The following is a 19,458-nucleotide window of genomic DNA, read 5'->3' on the forward strand; positions in this document are numbered from 1 at the left end:
ATCTTGTCACCTTATGGTCAGGTATGCACTATAGCTAGCACAGCTCTCTAACGTCATACCGCGATTCATTCGCGTTATCTCAGCCGCTAACACGTAACGGAATGACGAATTTGTTGTTTTTAAAATCGTCGGTAAGCCTAAGTTACCCCTAACTATATTTGCTATCATAGGGCTTATAGTAGGTATTTTATTAACTTATTAATCATTTTTATGTATTATTATACCATTAGCAGTCTATATCAAGGTATTAATGATGAACAGCTCTACACCAAAAGAAAAGGAAAATCCAATAGTTACACTAAGAGCTCAAGCAGAAAAGTTTGGTTTTAGCAAGTTAAGAGCTGGTAAAGACAATGCTGAAGCGAATTCTGGTAATACAGCGTTCTTAGATTTTCAGAGAATGGATTTTGTTATTAACGGCAAAAGTATAAGTAGAGATTTGATTGCCGAGCTATACAAAGAACATGATAGTTTACTGCCAAAAAGTGAAGGTAAAAATGAAGACTACCGCCCATTTGCAAGAAAAGTTTTTAAGGAGATGTTCAAATACGCTAAGGCAGAAGTTCCAAGTGACTCTATCTTGGAAGAATTAGTTATCAATTGTAATCAAGCAGGATATGAAGCTGGTGTACATATAGAGTTTCAAGGTGCACTTAGCCAGCATTCATTCATAATAGAAAGCCCTGAAAAAGTGATAAGTATTGACTGTGTTAGCCAAAATAATGTGAGTGTTAAATCTGATATGACATTACCAATATTTTTCCAAAGGAGTGACGGTACATTCGGTGACAAGGTGTGTGATCTATCCAGCTCACTAGAATTCACGCTTAAGTCTCAAGATGATAAAAATGTAACATACACAAATGGTAACTTGTCACTTACTGTTCCTGAGAGACTGAAGGACTATAATATAGGTGATAAAAGCTTATTTGACATTATAAAAGAATACTTTCAGAAATTGTGCGAGAGGCTTGGATTTTTTAAAATAAAAATAGAGCATGGTTTATGCGATCCACTAGAAGTAAGCGACCATCTGGAAAATATGGAACCCCCTATTCATAATAATGAGCACGGCCTGAATTAAAATATCTTGAGCTCATTTGCACAATCAATCACTTCAGCATTTGGAAATTGGTTTTTAAACCAGGTATACTGACGTTTCGCGTAGTGTCTTGTGTTTGTTTGAGCAATTTGTATCGCTTCGTCTAAAGTAATCTCACCTTTCAAGTACTTTATAATTTCTGGCACTCCGTGTGCTTTCATAGCTGGTAAATGTGGGGCTAGGTTCATGCTAAGTAACTTTTTTACTTCATCAATTGCTCCATTTTCGATCATTTTGATAAAACGAGAATTTATTTTTCGGTATACATCTTCACGTTTAGGCAGAATTGTATATATCTGAAAATTATTGAATAAAGGAGGCTGTCTATTTTCTTGCCATACAAAGATTGTCTTACCAGTTTCAGTGATAACTTCAAGTGCCCTTGAAAGGCGGTGCGAGTCATTCATGAATACTTTACCTTGAATCCTTGGATCTTTGCTTAGCACTAATTTGTAAAACTCCTCTTTACTTAAATTTTTCCTTAATTCGCTTACATTTTTCCTCACTTCCTGACTTATTTGTGGCATTGATGATAAGCCTTTGATTAAACTGCTGATGTAAAGCCCGCTTCCTCCAGTGATGATAGGTATTTGAGCATTTTCTAATGCGTGATTAACTTCTTTTTCTAAATCCTCTAACCATAGACCCACGGAATAATTTTCTTTTGCTGAAACATAACCATATAGTTTATAAAATACTTCTTGCTTTGGTGGTTGAGCAGTAATTATGGGAATTTCTTCATATACCTGCTTTGAATCACAATTTATTATACTAATATTTCCATATTTTTCTATCAGGTTATCGCATAATTCTGATTTACCTGAGGCCGTAATTCCTGTAATAATTACTATATTATTTTTCATTTATATTAATTTAATTAACATATGATAAAGTGTAGTAAAAGTTTGGATTCTACAATCTAAAGTTTGGAGATTTTTATGGCAGAAAACAACGACAATAATTCATTTACTAAGCGTTTCACAAACAGGACTCCTGGCGGTACAGGGGAAGGTTTTTCCAGTAAGTATTCGTCTCAAAACACCAAAGAACGTGCGCTAGGGGAAAAAGGAAAAATTTCTGAATTAGCAGGCAAAAAAACCGAATCCAAGGAAGCTTTTTCTGAAAGTGGCGGCATAAAAAGTAAAAGCAGAACTGTCAATGAAAGATCTTTTGCTGATGCAACAAAAAGAAGTAGGTCAGATCTTATATACTTAGTCCGTGGTAAAGATCGTGGAAAATCAGCGTGGCATTATGTATTAGTTGATAAAGAGAAAAGAGAAATGTTTCTAGCAAAAAGCAGAACTGGCTCTATAGATGTTGCAGACTATGGAGAGATTTTGTATTCAGGATGGGGAGAGGATCCACCACAGGCAATAGTTGATAAAGTCAATGAAGAGTTTGGGTTGTAGCAAGTCTGCATAACAAATGGTAAGCTGCGTTGTATTATATTCACAAAAACTAGCGTATCTGTTTAGAGGAGTGGCTAATGTGCAAATATTGAAGCAAAGTGCGTGACACACAGCTGTACGAACATTGCAATATGGTACATAGTAAACGATGTCATTCCAGTGCTTGACACTGGAATCCAGCTTTTTCATAATCATCAAAATGTTGTATTTTAACATAAAACGGCTACTTTTATGCTTACCAACTTAATAAAATTCCTGGATCCCAGTGTCAAGCACTGGGATGACACCATTTGTTGTAAACTCACTTTTACTCTATGGTCTTGCCGCTATCCTGAACGGATACAAACTAGCAGTTACTATATAAGATACAATGCAACAAAACTGATCTAGTTGTTATAAATAAGTTTTGAGCTATATGGTATCTAAAATAATAAATGCAATACAGAACAACTTGTTAGTGTGTTTTCCAACAGAAACAGTGTATGCTCTTGCTTGTAATGCACTAGATAATGAATCTATAGGAAAAATATATCAGATAAAGAAACGCTCTCAAAATAAACCACTGTCTATATTTGTTAGTGATATTTACAATTTGACAAAAATAGCAAAGGTAAAGGAAAGATATATTGATTTAATAAACCACTTTTCTCCTGGACCAATTACCTATATTTTACCACTTAAAAACAACAACATATTGCCAAACGAATTCTTTAAAGATAGTATAGGTATCAGAATTCCTGAGCATCCTATTGCAATTTCAATACTAAACAAACTGAAAGTTCCAATAGTTGCAACTAGTACAAATATTTCAGGAAAAAAAAGTGTATGTAAGGCAAACGATATACCACAATCCATTAAGCAACATTTATCTGTAGTGATTGAAGATGACGAACTAGTTTCTGGTATAGAATCTACTATTATTGACTTAACCGAAGATAAGATTAAGGTTTTAAGGGAAGGTGCAATTTCATTACAAACAGTAAACAACGCATTTTCAAACTAAAATCTATAGGAGAAAGAATGAAAAAAGTAATAGGCCACAACCAAGCCAAAAAAAAAATAATGAACAACTTATCTGTTCAGTCTTGGCTGATCTGTGGTAAAAAAGGTATAGGAAAAGCAACACTTGCAAAATCCTTCTCCAATTGGTTACTCATAAAAAACTATAATGAAGTAGCATTGGACTTACACATTGTTGAAGGTGATACTATCGGAATAGAAAAAGTCAGAGAAATGAAAAACTTTCTACACTTAAGTCCCATTCAATCAGAACACAAAATAGCTATAATAGATAGCTTAGAGGCAATGACTAATAACGCTAAAAACGCAATATTGAAAATATTAGAAGAGCCGCCAAAAAATTCTAAGATATTTATAATTAGCCATAAGCCATATGATATACAAACCACTATCTTGTGTAGGTGCTTTCAGCTAAATTTACTCCCATTAACTTATGATGAAACAAAGCAAGTTGCTTCATCTCAATGTAAGTTTGATGGTCAAACGTTTGATGAAATGATCACTTTATTTCCTGGAATGCCAGGAATGATAATAAATGCAATAAGTAGTGATGCTTATGAAGCATACAAATGCTTTTATAAATTTCTTCATGATTTAAAGAATCCCAATATGATTAATAAAGTAATTAATAGCGAAATCGAACTAGAACTAGCATCATATATAATTCAGGCCTTCATTTTAGAAAGCATAAAGAGAGAGGTAAATGGTGTTGAAATTCTGCTAAGTCAGTGGAAAAAAATAGATGAACTTTTCGTTGCCGCAAAGCAACTCCACTTAGATAAAAAGCATGTTTTAGCTAATGTAGTTAATATCATGACATAAGTTTACAAAGTATAATACTTTTAACATAAATTCATGATAAAATTCTGTTAATTTAATACTCGAAGTATATAATTTGACTGATAATAAATTAACTGTATGGCAATCAATAGAAGTTTTGACGAAAGCCATATTGAACATGCAGAAAAAATTAAGCTTAATTAAGAATATAGCTTCAGATCAAGACATAACCCTAGAAAAAGGAAAGGAGTTGTTAAGTGGCATTTATGAAGCAAATTTTAAGCTAAACAAGACAATCAATATAGCTACTTTGCCAAAAATTGGCTATCATATGCTAAATGGTGAGCTTGTTGTACGTAATCATATTACGGAAGAGGAAGTAAAGATTCCTGGAGATTTTCATTACCTTAAAGTCGTTAAATCCGATCATGATAATTATAAATTAACGTTTTGTAATTTTTTAGGTAATGAGTTTTTTGAATATAAAAAGTATGATCCACAATATTCTGGCGTTTCAGATGAATATAAATTTGTGGATTTTGGTAGTGTAAAAAAGACTCATAATCTAAAATTTAAGGAATATGTTGGTCATGCACCTAAGTTTTTTGCTGCAGAAGGTCCTATTGAGCCTGGATCTCAAAACCATGCAATTGATCTATTTAGGCTAGTCAAAGATGGTAAAGGTAGCAAAGTGGGAACCCTCGCTGATGAATTTGGTTATTTTGATGATCAAAATAAATTACATTATTATAATTATCACAAAAGTGCTGAAAGTATAGCATTTCTCATAATAGTCCGAACAGGTCATAGGAAGGCAGAATCAACAGCACGACGAAAGGATTCGAATAGAGGAATGTTTTTCCTGGCTCTTTTTTTTATAGCAAACCAATGATGCTCAATTTTGTTGAAATCTGGAGAATAAGGCGGCAGATACAAAATTTCTGCACCAACCCCTTTAGCAAGCTCGATAATCTTATCAGACTTATGAAAAGTAGCATTGTCAAGAATGACAGTCTGTCCAGGTTCCAAGATCGGTGTCAAAAATTGCTCAAACCATCCATTAAAAACATCCATATTACAGTGGCCTTCAAAGGTTAACGGAACAACTATCTTTCTTCCACTTAAGGCTGCAACCATACTGATTCGTTGAGTTTTCTTTCCAGATTTTAAGGCATAAAACCGCTGTCCTTTCTGGCAATATCCGTAGGGGTAGTCTTCGGTGTTATCAATGCCAGACTCATCTATATACACTAAGTTTTTAGGTTCTTTTGTCGCTATAATTTTCAAAAATTCAGCACGTTTTTCTTCGTTTCTTTCCTTGTATCCATATGTCTTTTTTTGCGCGTAAATCCAATTTTTTTAAGGGCTCGATAGATCGTTTGGATACTAACGTTGTTCCAAAGTTTAGCCATTTCCGATAGAGTCTTTCCTCCGTGTTCTCTGGCAAATTTGGCAAAGGTATCCCAGTCGGTAATTTTGTGATTGTAACCCCCATTTCCAAGTTTTTTTGATTGAAAGTCTCCTGTTTCTTTTCTTCTTTGCTGCCACTCCCATAAAGTAGTTCGTCCAATCTTAAATCTTGCTGCCACTGTTTCTCTGCTTTCTCCTTCGTCTAGCGCTTCCATTCCTTTTTTTCTTAAATCATAACTATATGCTGCTGGCATTCAACCTCCTTATCATCATCTATCCTTATCCTATCACATCCGGACTTTTATGGAAAGAGCTATAACTGTACGAACATTGCAATTTGCAGGTGGCAGATGAAAGTAGCTGATGCACATCTGTACGAACATTTGCTTTTGTTAAGGTAATATGGTGTTATGAAAGTAGCTGACACTGGAATGGCTTTGTTGCATCGCTACTTATGAAAGGCTAACTATAGTTAGGATTATAAGCAACCTATTGAAAATCTTGTTTTTTTGCAATCAATCTGATCAAATTTAAGAATAGTAATTTGTTATTTATATTAATAAATTTAATTCTATTGAAAATAGCTAAAGCATTGAAATTCTTGAATTTTAGCCGGATTGGTAAATGGTAGTGAAATTTCTTTTACTCAAATTTAGGTATTCATTGACCGTTCTTGTTATAAACACCAGAATAATAAGCTACTGATATTCACTATCTTTTTTATCTTTAATCCATCATAGCTAGCGATGCAACAAAGCCCACTGGAATCCAGATTGTAACCGTTCACGGATTGTGAGAATGAATAAAGAACTAATACCAATTCTCATTACTAGTGAATCAAATAAGCGGCATTGCAGAGTTTTTTAATTGTGGAGTGAGAAAGAGAGGTAATAAATTTGCACAAAGCGCTCTCAAGCAAAGCAATTGTGTCGTAGATTTTGTTACGCAAAATGTTCTGTTTTATATATAACCAAAACCTCTCAACAGGATTGAGGTCAGGTGAGTATGGTGGTAGGTATATAATGTCGATATTTTTAGGTGCTTTTAAATTTTTTGACTTATGCCAACTAGCACAATCCATGATAAGAAATGCCTCCCTTGTTCCTAAATATTGTGACATCTGCTCAAGGAATATATTCATACAATCAGTATTGACGTTTGAGCTAGAACTTTCTCCATTTCTGGGATTAACTGCACTATAGAGATAAAAATTTTGCCTACCTAGTTTTACCTTAACCTGTGTCCTAATGCCTTTTTTAAACCACCCGTGTCCAATCTTTGAATGTGTGCCAAACCGCGATTCATCCAAGAAAAATAGCTCTTTTTCAGGATACATGACAATAGTTTCATTAAGATTTTTTTTTAAATTCCTCTTGTTTACTTTTATCTTGTCCGTTATGCACTGGTCTTGGTGTGATATATGAGAATTTCATTCTTTGCATATTACGGTGTACTGTAGATTTGCTGATATTCAAACCAAACTTTTCTTGAATTCTTATTTTCATTTCTTTTATAGTAATATTGGGGTTTTCCTCTATCCACACCTCAACTTGTTCACGTTGACTTTGATTCAATATAGTTTTTCTACGGCGTTGAGGCGGAGCAAATAATTTTTCTTCTCTGCCAAATTTTAGGTGCTTTATCCATGCAGTAAGTGCCTTTCTTGAAATGCAGCATATCTTTGCTACGGCTGTTATACTGTGCTTTTTTGCTGCAATTACAGCATTTAGTTTTTTTGCAACATATGCGTTATTTCTTACTTTCTTCAGCATTTCTTTTGCTGATCCCACCACTTTTTCATCCAATAATTTTGATCTTAATGCCATTTAAACCTCGCTACTTTACTTACTTCAGTATGGCTTTTTTTCTATTATTGTCTATCCGTTACTTGTGTAGCGGGAATTGGTATTAGGTAGTTCTTCCGTCTTATGCCTAATATTATTCTTAGATGGATTCATCATAAACTTTCCAAATCTAACTTCCAAACGTGCTGTTCTTTTTGGCTTATTATCTTTTACAGGAACTTCAACTTCTACCGTACCTGCACAATGAGAGGATTTAATAAATGCCCATAACTTCTGCTCACCTTTTTCAGGATATCGAGATTTTCTATTTACTTCTCTATCTCTGCATGCTCTAACTAGCACTGCCGAATTAAGATTATGTGCAAGCTCAAAAAAGTCATATATATCTGCTTCTCTATCGCATACAGTTATAGTCTCAGTTTGAGTTGGATCAATAATATTATTTGTTTTTCTTAAAGTTTCCAACCACTTTACGCTTTCTTTATCTTCAATGCGATCGCTCTTTTTTTTAAGGTTCTCAGTTTCTTCAGGTCTTGAATAAACTTTTTGATCTAGTATCCCTAGTACCAAACCTTCTATACTAACGGCAAGAGCTGTATGCATTATAATACCTTTTGCAGTATCATAACTGGACAAATTTGCTAATCCGCTTGTTTTTTTATGGTTATTATATACAATGTAACTGGTATCTTGAATGACAAGAACCCTCTTGTGAGCTTTTGTTCTCTCAACCGTCTTATTAATATGTGTAGCTAAAATATCACTTTCTTTTACATTCTCATTTTGAAAAAAACGGTATGCTGCTTTTGCTTCTGACCAACTTTCACATGCTTGATTAATCTAACTTTCAGGTAATTTTGTCAAACATATCAGCAATCTTTACTAATCGCTCAGTTAACCTTTTATCTCCAAGTACGGCATCTCCAAATTCATTTTTAGCCCATTCACTACTTTTACTTGCCATTTTACACCCTCAATATTTGCAAACTTTAATATTGTAATATTTTACTTTTTAGTCCATTTATATTTGTGGGTAATAGTAAGGAATGACATCAACTATGTTTTTTTAAAAATTTTTTATTTGTAGTTTTGCAACTTCATATGGGCAATAAAAACCCATTTGTTATAGAAACAGAATTTTGTATCAAACAGCCACCACAGCAATTTCTGCTTAAGTTAATGAATATGCGCTTTTAATGTGTGTGGACGCGCATATTCATTAACCAATTTCAGTTATTGCTATGTAAATTTTTAAATATGCAAATTAACTGCTTCTTTAAGCCTTGCATTAGCAATCACTATTATTTTACGCATTAGAGCTGTTATAGCCACCATCTTTTTCTTACCACTTTCAATAAGCTTAGAATAAAAGGCACCAAGTGCAGATTTGGACCTTGCAGCAGCCATGGCAGCTGTAAAAAGCTTTGAACGAACGTTACTTCTTCCACCTATAATCCTTCGGTAGCCAATAGCTTTACCACTTTCCTTAGGATGAGGCGCAACACCTGCAAGGCTTGCAATTTGCCTTTTATTTAAAGAACCAAGTTCCGGTATGAGACACAATAAACATTGAGAGGTTTTTCTACCTATTCCAGGGACTGTTTCAAGAATTTTTTGGCATCGTTGCAATTCAGGATTTTCATTGACTATTTTTTGTATAGCTTGATCAAGCTTTTCTACCTGGTTGTTGAGGAATTCAATAGCTTGTTGACAACTTTCCTTAATGTAATCATTTCCAGGAGTTTTTAGCCTATTCTTCTCTTGAACAAGCATTTTCGTAATATCGTCACGACGCTGACAAAGTGCAAACAAGGTGGTTTGTTCTTTTGAGATAGGTGTAAATAGCTGCAGATGTCCACAACGCTCAGAACCATATTGGGCAAGCGCTTTTGCATCAAGACTGTCGGTCTTTGCCAAAGTTCCATGAGATAGAATGAAGTTTTTAACTTGACGAGTATTAGCACGATGCACAGCAATGTTTCTATCAATAAGAAAATACAATAAGCCAAGCTCATAACCTCCTGTAGCTTCTAAAATTACCATGGAGTTGGGCAAGATATTTGAAAATTTTTGGTAGAATTGTTTCCAACCAACACAACTATTGTCAAATTTGATGACACCTTTTTGTTCATTAACTGCAGTAACAAATTCAAGTTTTCCGATATCAATGCCAATAAAATTTTGATAAGATGTAACCATAAAGAACCTCGAGAGTTTAAGTTAAAATTTAAGATTGTAAACGGGTGCATATATATGTCCCAAACAACTATTCAAACGTCTCGAAGGATAGGCTTGAGTACCTTGATATCTACGTATGTTATAATACTACCGTCTTACGGTCGCTCAAGCCTGGCGATAACCACATTTTTATAGAGTTATCTTCCTTCTTGCTTCTTTTTATATCACATTTCCAACTTACAACCGTCTTGGATGGAAACCAGTGTCAGCTACTTTCATGACACCATCACAAGGTGAAACTGGATCCCAGTGTCTGGGCACTGGGATGACAAGAAGAGAGCACTGGAATGACAGGAGAAGGGGGGCTACTACCGTCATAAAGGAACCAGTGTCAGCTACTCGGATGATACCTCTTTCTACTTAATTTGGGTTATGCAAGAAGTCTATTCGCGGTATCTCAGCATAGATTCCGCTAACGAGTAGCGAAATGATGGTTTTTCAAATCGTCGGTAAGCCTAAGTCAGTTTAGCTATATGCTTTTAATTCCCCCAAAAGGAGAATTAAATATGTGAAATTCTAGTTGATATAATTTAATGAATGGTTAATTTTAACTATTAATTTATTTGAGAGATTTTAATAATATTTAACCCACTCGTTTTTCTATTTTCCATATCGTGATGGGCTTGCATTATTTCATCAAATTTATATTTTTTATTGATCCGTACAGTTAAAAGTTTTTTTCTTATCATCTCGAAGATTTCCATTGTGGTAAGCACTAATGTGAATCTATCATGCTTATAATGGTATATTGAGGTTCCAGTTGCAAATAACGAACGTGAACTAAGTAAAGAAAAACTAATAGGAGCGTTACCTGATATCTGCCCATAGGAAACGTATATGCCGAACCTGCCTAAAGATTCAAAAGAGAGCTTACTTGTAGCGTAACCTATGGGGTCATACACTGCACCTACTCCTCTGTTTTGCGTAATCTCCATAATTTTAGAAACGAAGTCTTTATCATTGTAGTTTATTGCGTATGTGCAGCCACTTTGTAAAGCTATCTTCATTTTTTCATCAGAGCTTACAGAACCTATCACTACACCTTTTTTATCCTTTGCCCATTGACATATTATTTGCCCTAAGCCACCATTAGCTCCATGAACTAGCACGAAAGCACCAGGCCTGATTTTATAAGATTGATTAACTAAATAGTGAGCTGTCATACCTTTAAACAGCACTGCAGCAGCAACTTCATCAGATATGTCATCTGGAATTTTTATCAGATATTTCTGGTGTATAATGCGCTTTTCACAATATGCCCCTGGAGGAGCTGTGCAATATCCAACTCTGTCTCCAACTTTGAATCCATCACTGATTTTTTTACCAAGTTTTTCAATAACCCCAACTGCTTCCACTCCAAGCACTGATGGTAAATTTTTAATTTTGCGTGTACCTTTTCTGTGCTCTAAATCATAACGATTTAAGCCGATAGTTGTGTGACGCACTAAGACTTCCTCGCCTTTTGGCTCACCTATGCTCTTATCTACAAATTCTAATACTTCTGGTCCCCCAGTTTTTTTAATTTGTATAGCTCTAACCATGATGAATATTAAGACAAAAACTTTGATTATGTTATCTAACAATTAATATTTTGCAAAGTTATTGTTTTCACAATCAATAGACTTCTTGCGTTACCTCCTGTCATTCCAGTGTCAGCTACTTGGATGACACCCTATTGATTACTGAAATGACATGGTTTGCAAACATTCTGTTACTTAAGCTTAAAAAACGTGTATGACAGTGTTATTTCGCTCAAATCTTTTGTATTGTTATCAAGCATTATCTCAGGATCTATATAAAAAGATACGGGCATAGCTGCTTTTTGTTTTGGTAGCAACATTTGTTCTTCAAAACAAAAGCATGCAATTTTATTGAAATACTTACCTGCTTTGAAAGGCGTAACGTTATACACCGCCATTCCAAATGAAGGCTGATCAGATAGATTTTTTGCGTAATAAAACGCTAAACTTTGTTCTCCTATGTTTACATCAACGTAGTTAGTTTCTGATTTAAATTCCCAAGGTAGATCGGACATTATATCAGCATTGAAGTGGACCCTGATTTTTTGGTCAATTGCACTTATTGTTGCATTAGTTACTTTTCTTGTTGTGCCACCATATCCAGTAGCTTTACAAAAAATGCTATATAACGGTACCGATGCATATGCAAGACATAACATCAACACGACTAAAGATATTAAAAAGAAAACTATAGAATTCTTACTACCTTTCCTTAAAAAGGAAAACATCTAGTCCCTATTATTGAACAAGTTAAGTAACCTGAGTAAATTGAGGAATATATTGATAAAGTTGAGGTAAAGACTAGTTGCACCCAGTATCGCCAGCTTAGTGGCTGCAGCCTCTGAGCCATCATTATATCTATAATAAACGTCTTTGATTCTCTGAGCATCATATGCAGTCATTAAGGTAAATACTATTACTGATATGAACGATATTGCAAAATAGAGAGGACTACTTCCAAGGAATAAATTTACTATAGACGCGATAATTAACCCTAAGACTCCCATTCTCAAAAAAGAACCCATACTAGTCAGATCTTTTTTTGTAGTATTGCCATATAAAGCCATGGAAGCAAACATGATCGATGTGATGAAAAACGCTCTTGCTATGTTTTCCGCGGTGTAAAACACAAAAATATAAGATGAGGAGAGCCCTATTAGCACCGAAAACGTGAAAAACACGGTAAACGCGGACTGAACACTAAGATGTAAGATTTTTGGATATACAAAAAGCACTAGCAAAAGTGGAGAAAATGTTATCGCATACAACAGAACAGGATTAGAATGAATTATCTGAAAAAGACCAGAAAATACCGTTAGAAATGCAACAAGCCCTGTAACGCCCAAAGCTAAAGCCATGTAATTATATACTTTAGTTAGGTAACTTCTGAGCCCAGCGCTATAGTAAACGCCTTGAGAGCGAATATCCTGTTCATTTCTCATGTAAGACATAGTATAACTCCTTTTGTCCATTATTTAACACATTATAATATAAAACCACATTTTTATCAAGTGTTTTTATTATAAACAGCTATGCGCTGGCATTTGTTTTAATATAAATAGAATATAGGCCTATTGCTGCTGCATTTGAAACATTTAAGCTGTCAATTACGTTTGATATTGGGATCTTTAAAAGATAATCACAATTTTCTTTAACTAACCTCCGCATTCCTTTCTCTTCAGAACCAAAAATAATTACTCTTTTTTTCTCAAAACTCTTTATTTCATCTATATTTTCTTTAGCATTGCAATCAAACCCGTAACACCAGTAGCCGACCTTTTTTAAATACTGCATAGTTTTTACTATATTTGTAACGTATATTAGCGGAACAATATCTAAAGCCCCACTTGCTGCTTTTGCAATAGATGCATTTTCACTCGGTGAATGGTTATGTGGTAAAACCAATGCGTTGACATTAAAACAAGCTGAAGTTCTTAAAATCGACCCAATATTGTGCGTGTCAGTGACTTGATCTAAAATGACTATAGTAGAGCTATCGTTCGAGCTTTCAGCTATTTCTTCAATGCTTAAGTTATAAAGAATAGGGGCAACATTTAAAGCAATTCCCTGATGGTTAGCACCTTTGGGTAAAACGTCATTAAGTATTTTGTTTTCTACTAATCGAACTTTAATGCCCTTACTGTCTACACATTGCCTAATTTCTTTTTTGTGCTCTCTATAGAAATTTTCTGTTGCTAACAGTTCTATACACCGCCTATTTTTATTCTTCAGTGCTGACATGCAGGTGTGCTTTCCATACAGCCAAAAATTCTCATTAGTTTTTGACGATTTCATCGTATTATTGAAAATCGGGTTTTTATAGAATAAGCAACATTTTACTATGTTTGGATATTGTTGTAAAATTATACAATTCGATTAATGCGTTTATGTCGGACGATGAGTTGGATTGGCAAAAAAATGTTAAGCCAATAGAATGTGGAAAAGTTACTTTGAAAGTTGATCATAAAGTAAATATAAAGTCTATGGTTGATAAAGGTACCTCCGACTTACAAGGGAATTTTCTTAATACCAATAATAGTAACTCATCATTTTGTCTTGACCAAAACACAAAATCAAAAGTTGATAGGGGTAAATATTTTATAAGTGATAAGCTCGATTTGCATGGCTATAATATAGAGGATGCTTACTGTAAATTGATAGATTTTATTATCAAAAATTATCGAGCAGGAAATAGATGTTTATTGGTAATTACGGGATACGGCAGTGCAACAAATAAAACAGACACTATAAAGAGTAACTTAAATAAATGGTTAAATGACACTAAAATCCAGCATATGGTTCTATACTACCAACAAGCTACGAAAAAACATGGTGGTAAAGGGGCTTTTTATGTTTTATTAAGAAGGAATAAAAACCTTGAGTCCTGATACTTAAAATTCCTTTTAAGCCTTAATTTTTCTTGTATAACCATACAGTGTTCGGCAGCGCGTGACGCACAACTGTGCGAACATTGTGATTTGGGTCTACCAGGAAGGATGTCTCCCAGTACCTCTTTTCCCGTCATCCCGCTACGTGTTAGCGGGATCTCATTTCACTTTATGAGGGTGTCATCCGAATAGCTTGACTACTTGGATCCAGATTGGATACTGAGTTGGTGAGTATAAAAGTATAGCTTCTACGTCATACCGCCGCGGTATCTCAGCCGCTAACAAGTAGCGGGGTGACGAGTTACTATACAGCTGCGAACCGTCATACCGCTATTTATTCCATAGCTGTACGAACATTCATTTTTGAAGGTAAACTGCACAGCAAATGGTGTCATTCCAGTGCTTGACACTGGAATCCAGCCGGCTTTGTTGCATCGCTAGCTATGATGGATTAAAGATAAAAAAGGTGGAGAATATCAGTAGCTTATTATTCTGGTATTTATAACAAGAACGGTCAGTGAATACCTAAATTTGAGTAAAAGAAATTTCACTACCACTCACTAATCCGGCTAAAATTCAAGAATTTCAATGCTTTAGCTATTTTCAATAGAATTAAATTTATTAATATAAATAACAAGTTACTATTCTTAAATTTGATCAGATTGATTGCAAAAAAAACAAGATTTTCAATAAGTTGCTTATAATCCTAATTATAGTTAGCCTTTCATAAGTAGCGATGCAACAAAGCCATTCCAGCGTCACGCGCTGCCATGTGGTATACAAATTTCCTTCGAATTACAACGTACGTGCGCTCTATATGCACTTGATTGACAAATGCTCTCTTATCAAAATCTCAAGAATCTGCACTATATTTAATGCTGCGCCTTTGCGCAGGTTGTCAGCCACTATCCACATATTTAATCCGTGCTCAACAGTATTGTCTCTTCTAATACGCGATACATATACAGCATTCTCCTGTACAACATCAATTTGAGTTATGTATTCACTATCTTCACGCCTGTTGTACACTAAAACTCCACTATCTTCGGCTTCACTTAGCACTTCACGAGCTTGTTCTTCAGTGATATGTTGATCAAATTCCACATTTACTGCCATAGCGTGACCGATAAAGACGGGTACCCTTACACAAGTTGCAGTAACTTTTATATCTTCCTCTAAAATTTTTTTTGTCTCCTCTTGCATTTTCCATTCCTCTTCTGTAGAACCATTTTCCATGAATTCTCCTACATGGGGAATGCAATTGAATGCTATTTGCTTAGAGAATATCTTGGGTTTTTTAGCTTCGTTCATAAAGATTTTTTTTGTCTGGTCATAGAGCTCATCCATTCCTGTTTTGCCTGCACCAGAAGTTGATTGATAAGTTGAAGCAACGATTCTCTTTATTTTTGCTTTTTGGTGTAATAGATGTAGTACTAGCAGCATCTGTATTGTAGTACAGTTTGGATTGGATATTATGTTGTGGTTTTTATATTCCATAATTTTTTCTTTATTAATCTCTGGAATAATGAGTGGCACACCCTCTTTCATTCTAAAATGGGAACTGTTATCTATCACGATGCATCCAGCCTGTGTTGCAATTGGTACATACTCTTCAGAAACATGAGATCCAGCACAGAAAATGGCTACATTAGTTCCAACGAAGTCATAATCCTCAAGGCATAAAACTGTTAACTCTTTGTCACCAAAGCTCACCTTCTTCCCTTCTGATTTTTTCGATGCAAGTGCAATAACGCAATCTATCGCCTCATCTTGAAATTCAGCAAGCGTGCTTAATACCTCACGCCCTACTCTTCCGGTTGCTCCAATAACAGCAATTTTGTATCCCATATAGATGAACCTCTAATTTCAAAGTTCTATTATATTTTTACTGACAAAATTTACAATTGTTTTAATATTTTTACCTTGCAATTAATTGTAATTTAGCTATTATTATGCAATATTAGTAATATTACATAATGAAATGAAAGATGAGTAAGGAATACGATGAAACTAAGGTTAAACCTGCAATTTCTACACCTCAAGGGCCTGAAGGAACCAATCGATCAAAGGCCCAAAGTGTTCTTTCGAATAAAAGAAAGCCTACAATAAATTTTGATGATAAAAAGTATGGTGTAAAAACCTCTAAAATAGACCAACAGTCTCTAAACAAAAGACAAGAATCTTCAAAGCTAAGAGATTTCTTAAGGTCAATACCAATAATAAGGAGATTTTTAGCAAGGATTTTCACACCTGAAAAAATAGAAATCATCAGTAACCCTATATATGACAACATGGAAGCATATAAAAAATCGCAGGAAGATTACCCTAGTAAGATAAAAGATGAAACTAGTATAGATGATGAACACACAAAAGAAGTAGATAGTAAACTTGAGAAGGGTAATGTTGAACAAGTGGACAACAAGAAAAGTCGTGGTTCATAAATATCAATCATTTAAAAATTATCTCTAGCTACAACATTGTATCTGTTCAGATGCATGGCTCATGTACAAATATTGAAACAAAAATTCCAGTGCTCCCTTTCTTGTCATCCCAGTGCTTGACACTGGGATCGAGATTGGGCACTAAGTTGGTAAACACGAAAGCGATTAATCCTTTACAACGTTTTTGATGGAACTGCGCGAAAGAACTGGATTGTATATTAAGTCAAAGTCGCAAGACTATAATGAGCTAGCTGTCAATTGGATTGATTGATAGAAATCGTAGGCATCTCAGTACACTCCTAGCTTTAAAAAATGGAGTACGAACGGTAGGGGGATCTAAAAGATCGAATCACAATCCTGTTACATTATTATTTGATTATATTTATAGGTACAAAAATGGCTAGAACAGTTTTCATTGGTATTGATGTTTCAAAAGAAACACTTGATATCTCAATCAACAATAAACATCAGCGTATAGAAAATGTAGAGACAGCTATATCTGAGTTTATAAAGTCAAAAATGGCTAACGTATTTGTTAAGTTATGTGTAAACAGGTGGTTATGAAAAACTTGTCATAAAGTTGTTACGGGAACATAACATAGCTGTTCACAGAGCTCACCCAAATCGGGTATATGCATTTGCAAAAGCCTGCAACCACTTTGCAAAAACAGATAAATTAGATGCAAAATTACTAGAAAAATATGCTGAATTTATCACAAAAAATGACGAGGTAGTAGAATACATAGTTTCACAAAAGCAAGAAGAACTAAAAGAGCTAAGAGAGCTAAGAGCAGTTGAGCGCAATCTAAACGATGAAGTTCACGCAAATAAGTGTCGTTTGCATAAGGTTACAGGAAAAGCCAGGGAATATATAGAAAAACAGATAGAATTTGCAAAAAAACAATTAGAGCAAATTAGGCAAGACATAGAAGATATAATAAACTCTGATCCTGATTTGAAGGAAAAAAGCAAACTGCTAACTAGCTATAAAGGTGTTGGACGGAAAACCGCAAGTATCCTACTCATAGAGGTACCTGAACTTGGCAGGTTAGATAATAAGGAAATAGCTTGTCTAGTTGGAGTTGCACCAAAAACTAGTGAAAGCGGAAGGAAAGTGAGCAAAGCCCAGATCATAGGTGGCAGATTTTATGCTCGAAAAGCATTATACATGTCTGCTGTGGTTGCAATGCGTCATAATAAAAAAATGAAAGCAGCGTTTAGTTGACTCTGGCAAAGCCGCTAAAGTCGCTTTAGTTGCTGTAATGAGAAAAATCATCATTTGTTTAAATGCTATGATAAAAAACAATAATTTTTATCTTGATGTTTAAGACGGTAGATGCCAGTGTCAAGCACTGGCATGACACCCATTTCTTCCTATAGTTGTCTTTTCTCGTCTACCTTATTTTGCCACTCTGCTGAACAGATACATAACATTTGCTATACAGAAACTCTGCGATACCAAAATAAATAAAGAGGTACGCCACTTGCAGTGAATAAGCTTGCGATCAGCAAGGTATTCACAGAAGTTTCAAATATTACCCAACAGCAAAAGGTTGTTGCTATACTGCCAATTAAAAATTTGTAACAACTCTTTTCTTGCACAATAACTCTGAGAAAAGCAAGACTGCATGCAAGGTAAACAAATAAAAATGAAACTACAGAAAAGTCGATAATTGATGTGATCTGCTTAGCAAAATTGTTGCTTGAAGTGAGAATTAGTAGAACTGAAGTACCAACAGAGCTGATTGTTATGCCCCAGAAAGGAGAACCGTGCTTGTTTCTTTTAGCAAAGAACTGTGGCATCAGTTTATCTTCTGCAAGGCCAAGGGCCACTTGTCCACTAGCTAATACCCAAGCATTTAAACTGCCAACACAAACAATAAAAGCAACAATAGAAATGATCAAATGCCAATTACCTGGAAACATAATTTTTATTGCGTCAACATACGGCGCTTTTGAATTAACTAGATCATTGCCGTTTATCAATCCCATGATTGAAAGGCTATTAATGAAATATATAACTGCAACAAAGATTGTGCCAAGTACTATGGCTCTTGGTATAGTCTTAGCTGGATCGTTAACTGATCCTGCAGGTGCTGTTGCTGATTCAAGTCCAATAAAACACCATAGAGTGAGTAGTGTAGAGCGAGCAAGGACTTGAGACATCGTGAGGCTTGATATTTCCTCACTTATGATAAAATTATTCCTATCAAAGAAAAACAACGCTGTTACTGGTATAGCAAGCAGTGCGGTAATTTTGACAGTCATCAATAAAAGCTCAACACATCCAGCAGCAGTGACACCTCTTAAATTTATTAGTGTAATGATCGTAAATAATAGTATTTCTAAAAATAAGCGTATATTTTGAATATCTCCATGAAAAAGCGAAGTAAGATAGCCAATACTTGCAACGATTACTGCTGTTGTGCTAACCCATGAAATCACCCAATACGTCCAACCAACAAAGAAAGCTGCAGCAGGGCCGAAAGCATGCTTTACATAAACGTGAGGGCCACCCGTTTCTGGAAATTTTGCACAGAGTAAGGCAAAAACCAAAGCAAGAGATATAGCACCAAGCCCTGATATCACCCAGCTTATAAGGCTATACATACCATATGGAGCAAGGCTAATTGGAAGCATAAAAATCCCAGAGCCGATTTGGCTGCTAATCACTAAGGCAAAAATAGCCCAAAAACCTATTTTGTTTGACACAATAACTTTCAATTCTTATCTGAATAAATTAACAATATAACTGAAGCTCAGAAATTTCAATCGATCTTTTAACATAAAAACTTGCATTTTTCTCAATTTATTTCTAAAATAGATTATATTAACAAGTTATTAA

22 protein-coding genes and 1 pseudogene are annotated in these 19,458 nt (G+C 34.8%); 11 read left to right on the forward strand and 12 right to left on the reverse strand.

What is annotated here, in order from left to right; translation table 11 throughout:
* Positions 1-253: 253 nt before the first annotated feature.
* Positions 254-1,084, forward strand: a complete 831-nt coding sequence (locus AAGD93_RS05165) for a hypothetical protein (protein WP_341819917.1) — start codon at positions 254-256, stop codon at positions 1,082-1,084.
* Here AAGD93_RS05165 and miaA read toward each other — a convergent pair.
* Positions 1,081-1,965 carry a tRNA (adenosine(37)-N6)-dimethylallyltransferase MiaA gene (gene miaA / locus AAGD93_RS05170; protein ID WP_341819226.1) on the reverse strand — a complete coding sequence of 295 codons (885 nt, stop codon included), beginning with the start codon at positions 1,963-1,965 and terminating at the stop codon, positions 1,081-1,083. The genes AAGD93_RS05165 and miaA overlap by 4 nt on opposite strands.
* A gap of 75 nt (positions 1,966-2,040) precedes the next feature.
* Here miaA and AAGD93_RS05175 point away from each other — a divergent pair, with 75 nt between their 5' ends.
* The 4 genes from AAGD93_RS05175 (at position 2,041) to AAGD93_RS05190 (ending at position 5,203) form a co-directional block, all read left to right on the forward strand.
* The gene (locus tag AAGD93_RS05175) at positions 2,041-2,511 is read left to right on the forward strand and encodes a hypothetical protein (protein WP_182309938.1); all 471 of its coding nucleotides are present in this window, start codon (positions 2,041-2,043) and stop codon (positions 2,509-2,511) included.
* A gap of 415 nt (positions 2,512-2,926) precedes the next feature.
* Positions 2,927-3,514 carry an L-threonylcarbamoyladenylate synthase gene (locus AAGD93_RS05180; RefSeq protein WP_264338125.1) on the forward strand — a complete coding sequence of 196 codons (588 nt, stop codon included), beginning with the start codon at positions 2,927-2,929 and terminating at the stop codon, positions 3,512-3,514.
* Positions 3,515-3,531: 17 nt separating this feature from the next.
* Positions 3,532-4,353, forward strand: coding sequence for an AAA family ATPase (locus AAGD93_RS05185; RefSeq protein WP_341819227.1), 822 nt, complete (start codon positions 3,532-3,534; stop codon positions 4,351-4,353).
* A gap of 73 nt (positions 4,354-4,426) precedes the next feature.
* Positions 4,427-5,203 (forward strand): hypothetical protein, encoded by a 777-nt coding sequence (locus AAGD93_RS05190; RefSeq protein WP_341819228.1) that lies wholly within the window; start codon positions 4,427-4,429, stop codon positions 5,201-5,203.
* Here the strand turns inward: AAGD93_RS05190 and AAGD93_RS05195 are convergent.
* The 4 genes and pseudogenes from AAGD93_RS05195 to AAGD93_RS05210 form a co-directional block, all read right to left on the reverse strand.
* Positions 5,116-5,975, reverse strand: a protein-coding gene (locus AAGD93_RS05195; RefSeq protein ID WP_341819229.1) for an IS630 family transposase whose coding sequence is annotated in 2 segments (ribosomal slippage) — positions 5,116-5,651 and positions 5,651-5,975 — 861 coding nt in all. Because the reading frame shifts where the segments join, the coding sequence is not laid out codon by codon here. The two genes, AAGD93_RS05190 and AAGD93_RS05195, sit on opposite strands and share 88 nt — an antisense overlap.
* Before the next feature lie 575 nt (positions 5,976-6,550).
* Positions 6,551-7,547, reverse strand: a protein-coding gene (locus AAGD93_RS05200; protein ID WP_341819230.1) for an IS630 family transposase whose coding sequence is annotated in 2 segments (ribosomal slippage) — positions 6,551-7,084 and positions 7,086-7,547 — 996 coding nt in all. Because the reading frame shifts where the segments join, the coding sequence is not laid out codon by codon here.
* An 87-nt stretch (positions 7,548-7,634) separates the two neighbouring features.
* Positions 7,635-8,490: pseudogene (locus tag AAGD93_RS05205) on the reverse strand (IS4 family transposase); the annotation flags it as partial.
* Positions 8,491-8,777: 287 nt separating this feature from the next.
* Complete coding sequence (locus AAGD93_RS05210) at positions 8,778-9,725, reverse strand: IS110 family transposase (RefSeq protein ID WP_265035888.1); 948 nt, start codon at positions 9,723-9,725, stop codon at positions 8,778-8,780.
* Positions 9,726-9,966: 241 nt separating this feature from the next.
* On the opposite strand from AAGD93_RS05210, the gene AAGD93_RS05215 reads away from it, so the two are divergent.
* Entirely contained in the window at positions 9,967-10,128 is a 162-nt protein-coding gene (locus AAGD93_RS05215) for a hypothetical protein (protein WP_341819231.1), read from the forward strand.
* Positions 10,129-10,318: 190 nt separating this feature from the next.
* Here the strand turns inward: AAGD93_RS05215 and AAGD93_RS05220 are convergent, their stop codons facing one another.
* The 4 genes from AAGD93_RS05220 to rlmB form a co-directional block, all read right to left on the reverse strand.
* A complete protein-coding gene (locus tag AAGD93_RS05220; protein WP_341819232.1) occupies positions 10,319-11,305 on the reverse strand; it encodes a quinone oxidoreductase in 987 nt (328 codons plus the stop codon).
* Between the two features lie 170 nt (positions 11,306-11,475).
* Positions 11,476-12,012, reverse strand: a complete 537-nt coding sequence (locus AAGD93_RS05225) for a cytochrome c oxidase assembly protein (protein WP_264338050.1) — start codon at positions 12,010-12,012, stop codon at positions 11,476-11,478.
* Positions 12,013-12,735: a Bax inhibitor-1/YccA family protein gene (locus tag AAGD93_RS05230; RefSeq protein ID WP_341819233.1), complete on the reverse strand. Its 723-nt coding sequence runs from the start codon at positions 12,733-12,735 to the stop codon at positions 12,013-12,015.
* Between the two features lie 79 nt (positions 12,736-12,814).
* Positions 12,815-13,579 (reverse strand): 23S rRNA (guanosine(2251)-2'-O)-methyltransferase RlmB, encoded by a 765-nt coding sequence (gene rlmB, locus AAGD93_RS05235; RefSeq protein ID WP_341819234.1) that lies wholly within the window; start codon positions 13,577-13,579, stop codon positions 12,815-12,817.
* 92 nt (positions 13,580-13,671) lie between these two features.
* Here rlmB and AAGD93_RS05240 point away from each other — a divergent pair, with 92 nt between their 5' ends.
* On the forward strand, positions 13,672-14,172 hold the full coding sequence (locus tag AAGD93_RS05240; protein ID WP_182319589.1) for a Smr/MutS family protein: 501 nt from the start codon (positions 13,672-13,674) through the stop codon (positions 14,170-14,172).
* A 278-nt stretch (positions 14,173-14,450) separates the two neighbouring features.
* On the opposite strand, the gene AAGD93_RS05245 is transcribed toward AAGD93_RS05240, so the two are convergent.
* Together AAGD93_RS05245 and AAGD93_RS05250 are read right to left on the reverse strand one after the other, a co-directional pair.
* Positions 14,451-14,582, reverse strand: coding sequence for a hypothetical protein (locus AAGD93_RS05245; protein ID WP_341819235.1), 132 nt, complete (start codon positions 14,580-14,582; stop codon positions 14,451-14,453).
* Between the two features lie 403 nt (positions 14,583-14,985).
* A complete protein-coding gene (locus AAGD93_RS05250) occupies positions 14,986-16,020 on the reverse strand; it encodes an aspartate-semialdehyde dehydrogenase (protein ID WP_341819236.1) in 1,035 nt (344 codons plus the stop codon).
* Between the two features lie 140 nt (positions 16,021-16,160).
* Between AAGD93_RS05250 and AAGD93_RS05255 the strand changes: the two genes are divergently transcribed.
* The 4 genes from AAGD93_RS05255 (at position 16,161) to AAGD93_RS05270 (ending at position 17,838) form a co-directional block, all read left to right on the forward strand.
* Positions 16,161-16,613 carry a hypothetical protein gene (locus AAGD93_RS05255; RefSeq protein WP_341819237.1) on the forward strand — a complete coding sequence of 151 codons (453 nt, stop codon included), beginning with the start codon at positions 16,161-16,163 and terminating at the stop codon, positions 16,611-16,613.
* Positions 16,614-16,663: 50 nt separating this feature from the next.
* Positions 16,664-16,801: a hypothetical protein gene (locus tag AAGD93_RS05260; RefSeq protein ID WP_156517973.1), complete on the forward strand. Its 138-nt coding sequence runs from the start codon at positions 16,664-16,666 to the stop codon at positions 16,799-16,801.
* A gap of 208 nt (positions 16,802-17,009) precedes the next feature.
* Positions 17,010-17,177: a hypothetical protein gene (locus AAGD93_RS05265; RefSeq protein WP_156518135.1), complete on the forward strand. Its 168-nt coding sequence runs from the start codon at positions 17,010-17,012 to the stop codon at positions 17,175-17,177.
* Between the two features lie 16 nt (positions 17,178-17,193).
* On the forward strand, positions 17,194-17,838 hold the full coding sequence (locus tag AAGD93_RS05270) for a transposase (protein ID WP_341819055.1): 645 nt from the start codon (positions 17,194-17,196) through the stop codon (positions 17,836-17,838).
* A gap of 212 nt (positions 17,839-18,050) precedes the next feature.
* On the opposite strand, the gene AAGD93_RS05275 is transcribed toward AAGD93_RS05270, so the two are convergent.
* Positions 18,051-19,325 (reverse strand): APC family permease, encoded by a 1,275-nt coding sequence (locus tag AAGD93_RS05275; RefSeq protein ID WP_341819238.1) that lies wholly within the window; start codon positions 19,323-19,325, stop codon positions 18,051-18,053.
* Positions 19,326-19,458 lie beyond the last annotated feature (133 nt).

Source organism: Wolbachia endosymbiont (group A) of Brachyopa scutellaris (assembly GCF_964026995.1).
GTDB lineage: Bacteria > Pseudomonadota > Alphaproteobacteria > Rickettsiales > Anaplasmataceae > Wolbachia > Wolbachia pipientis.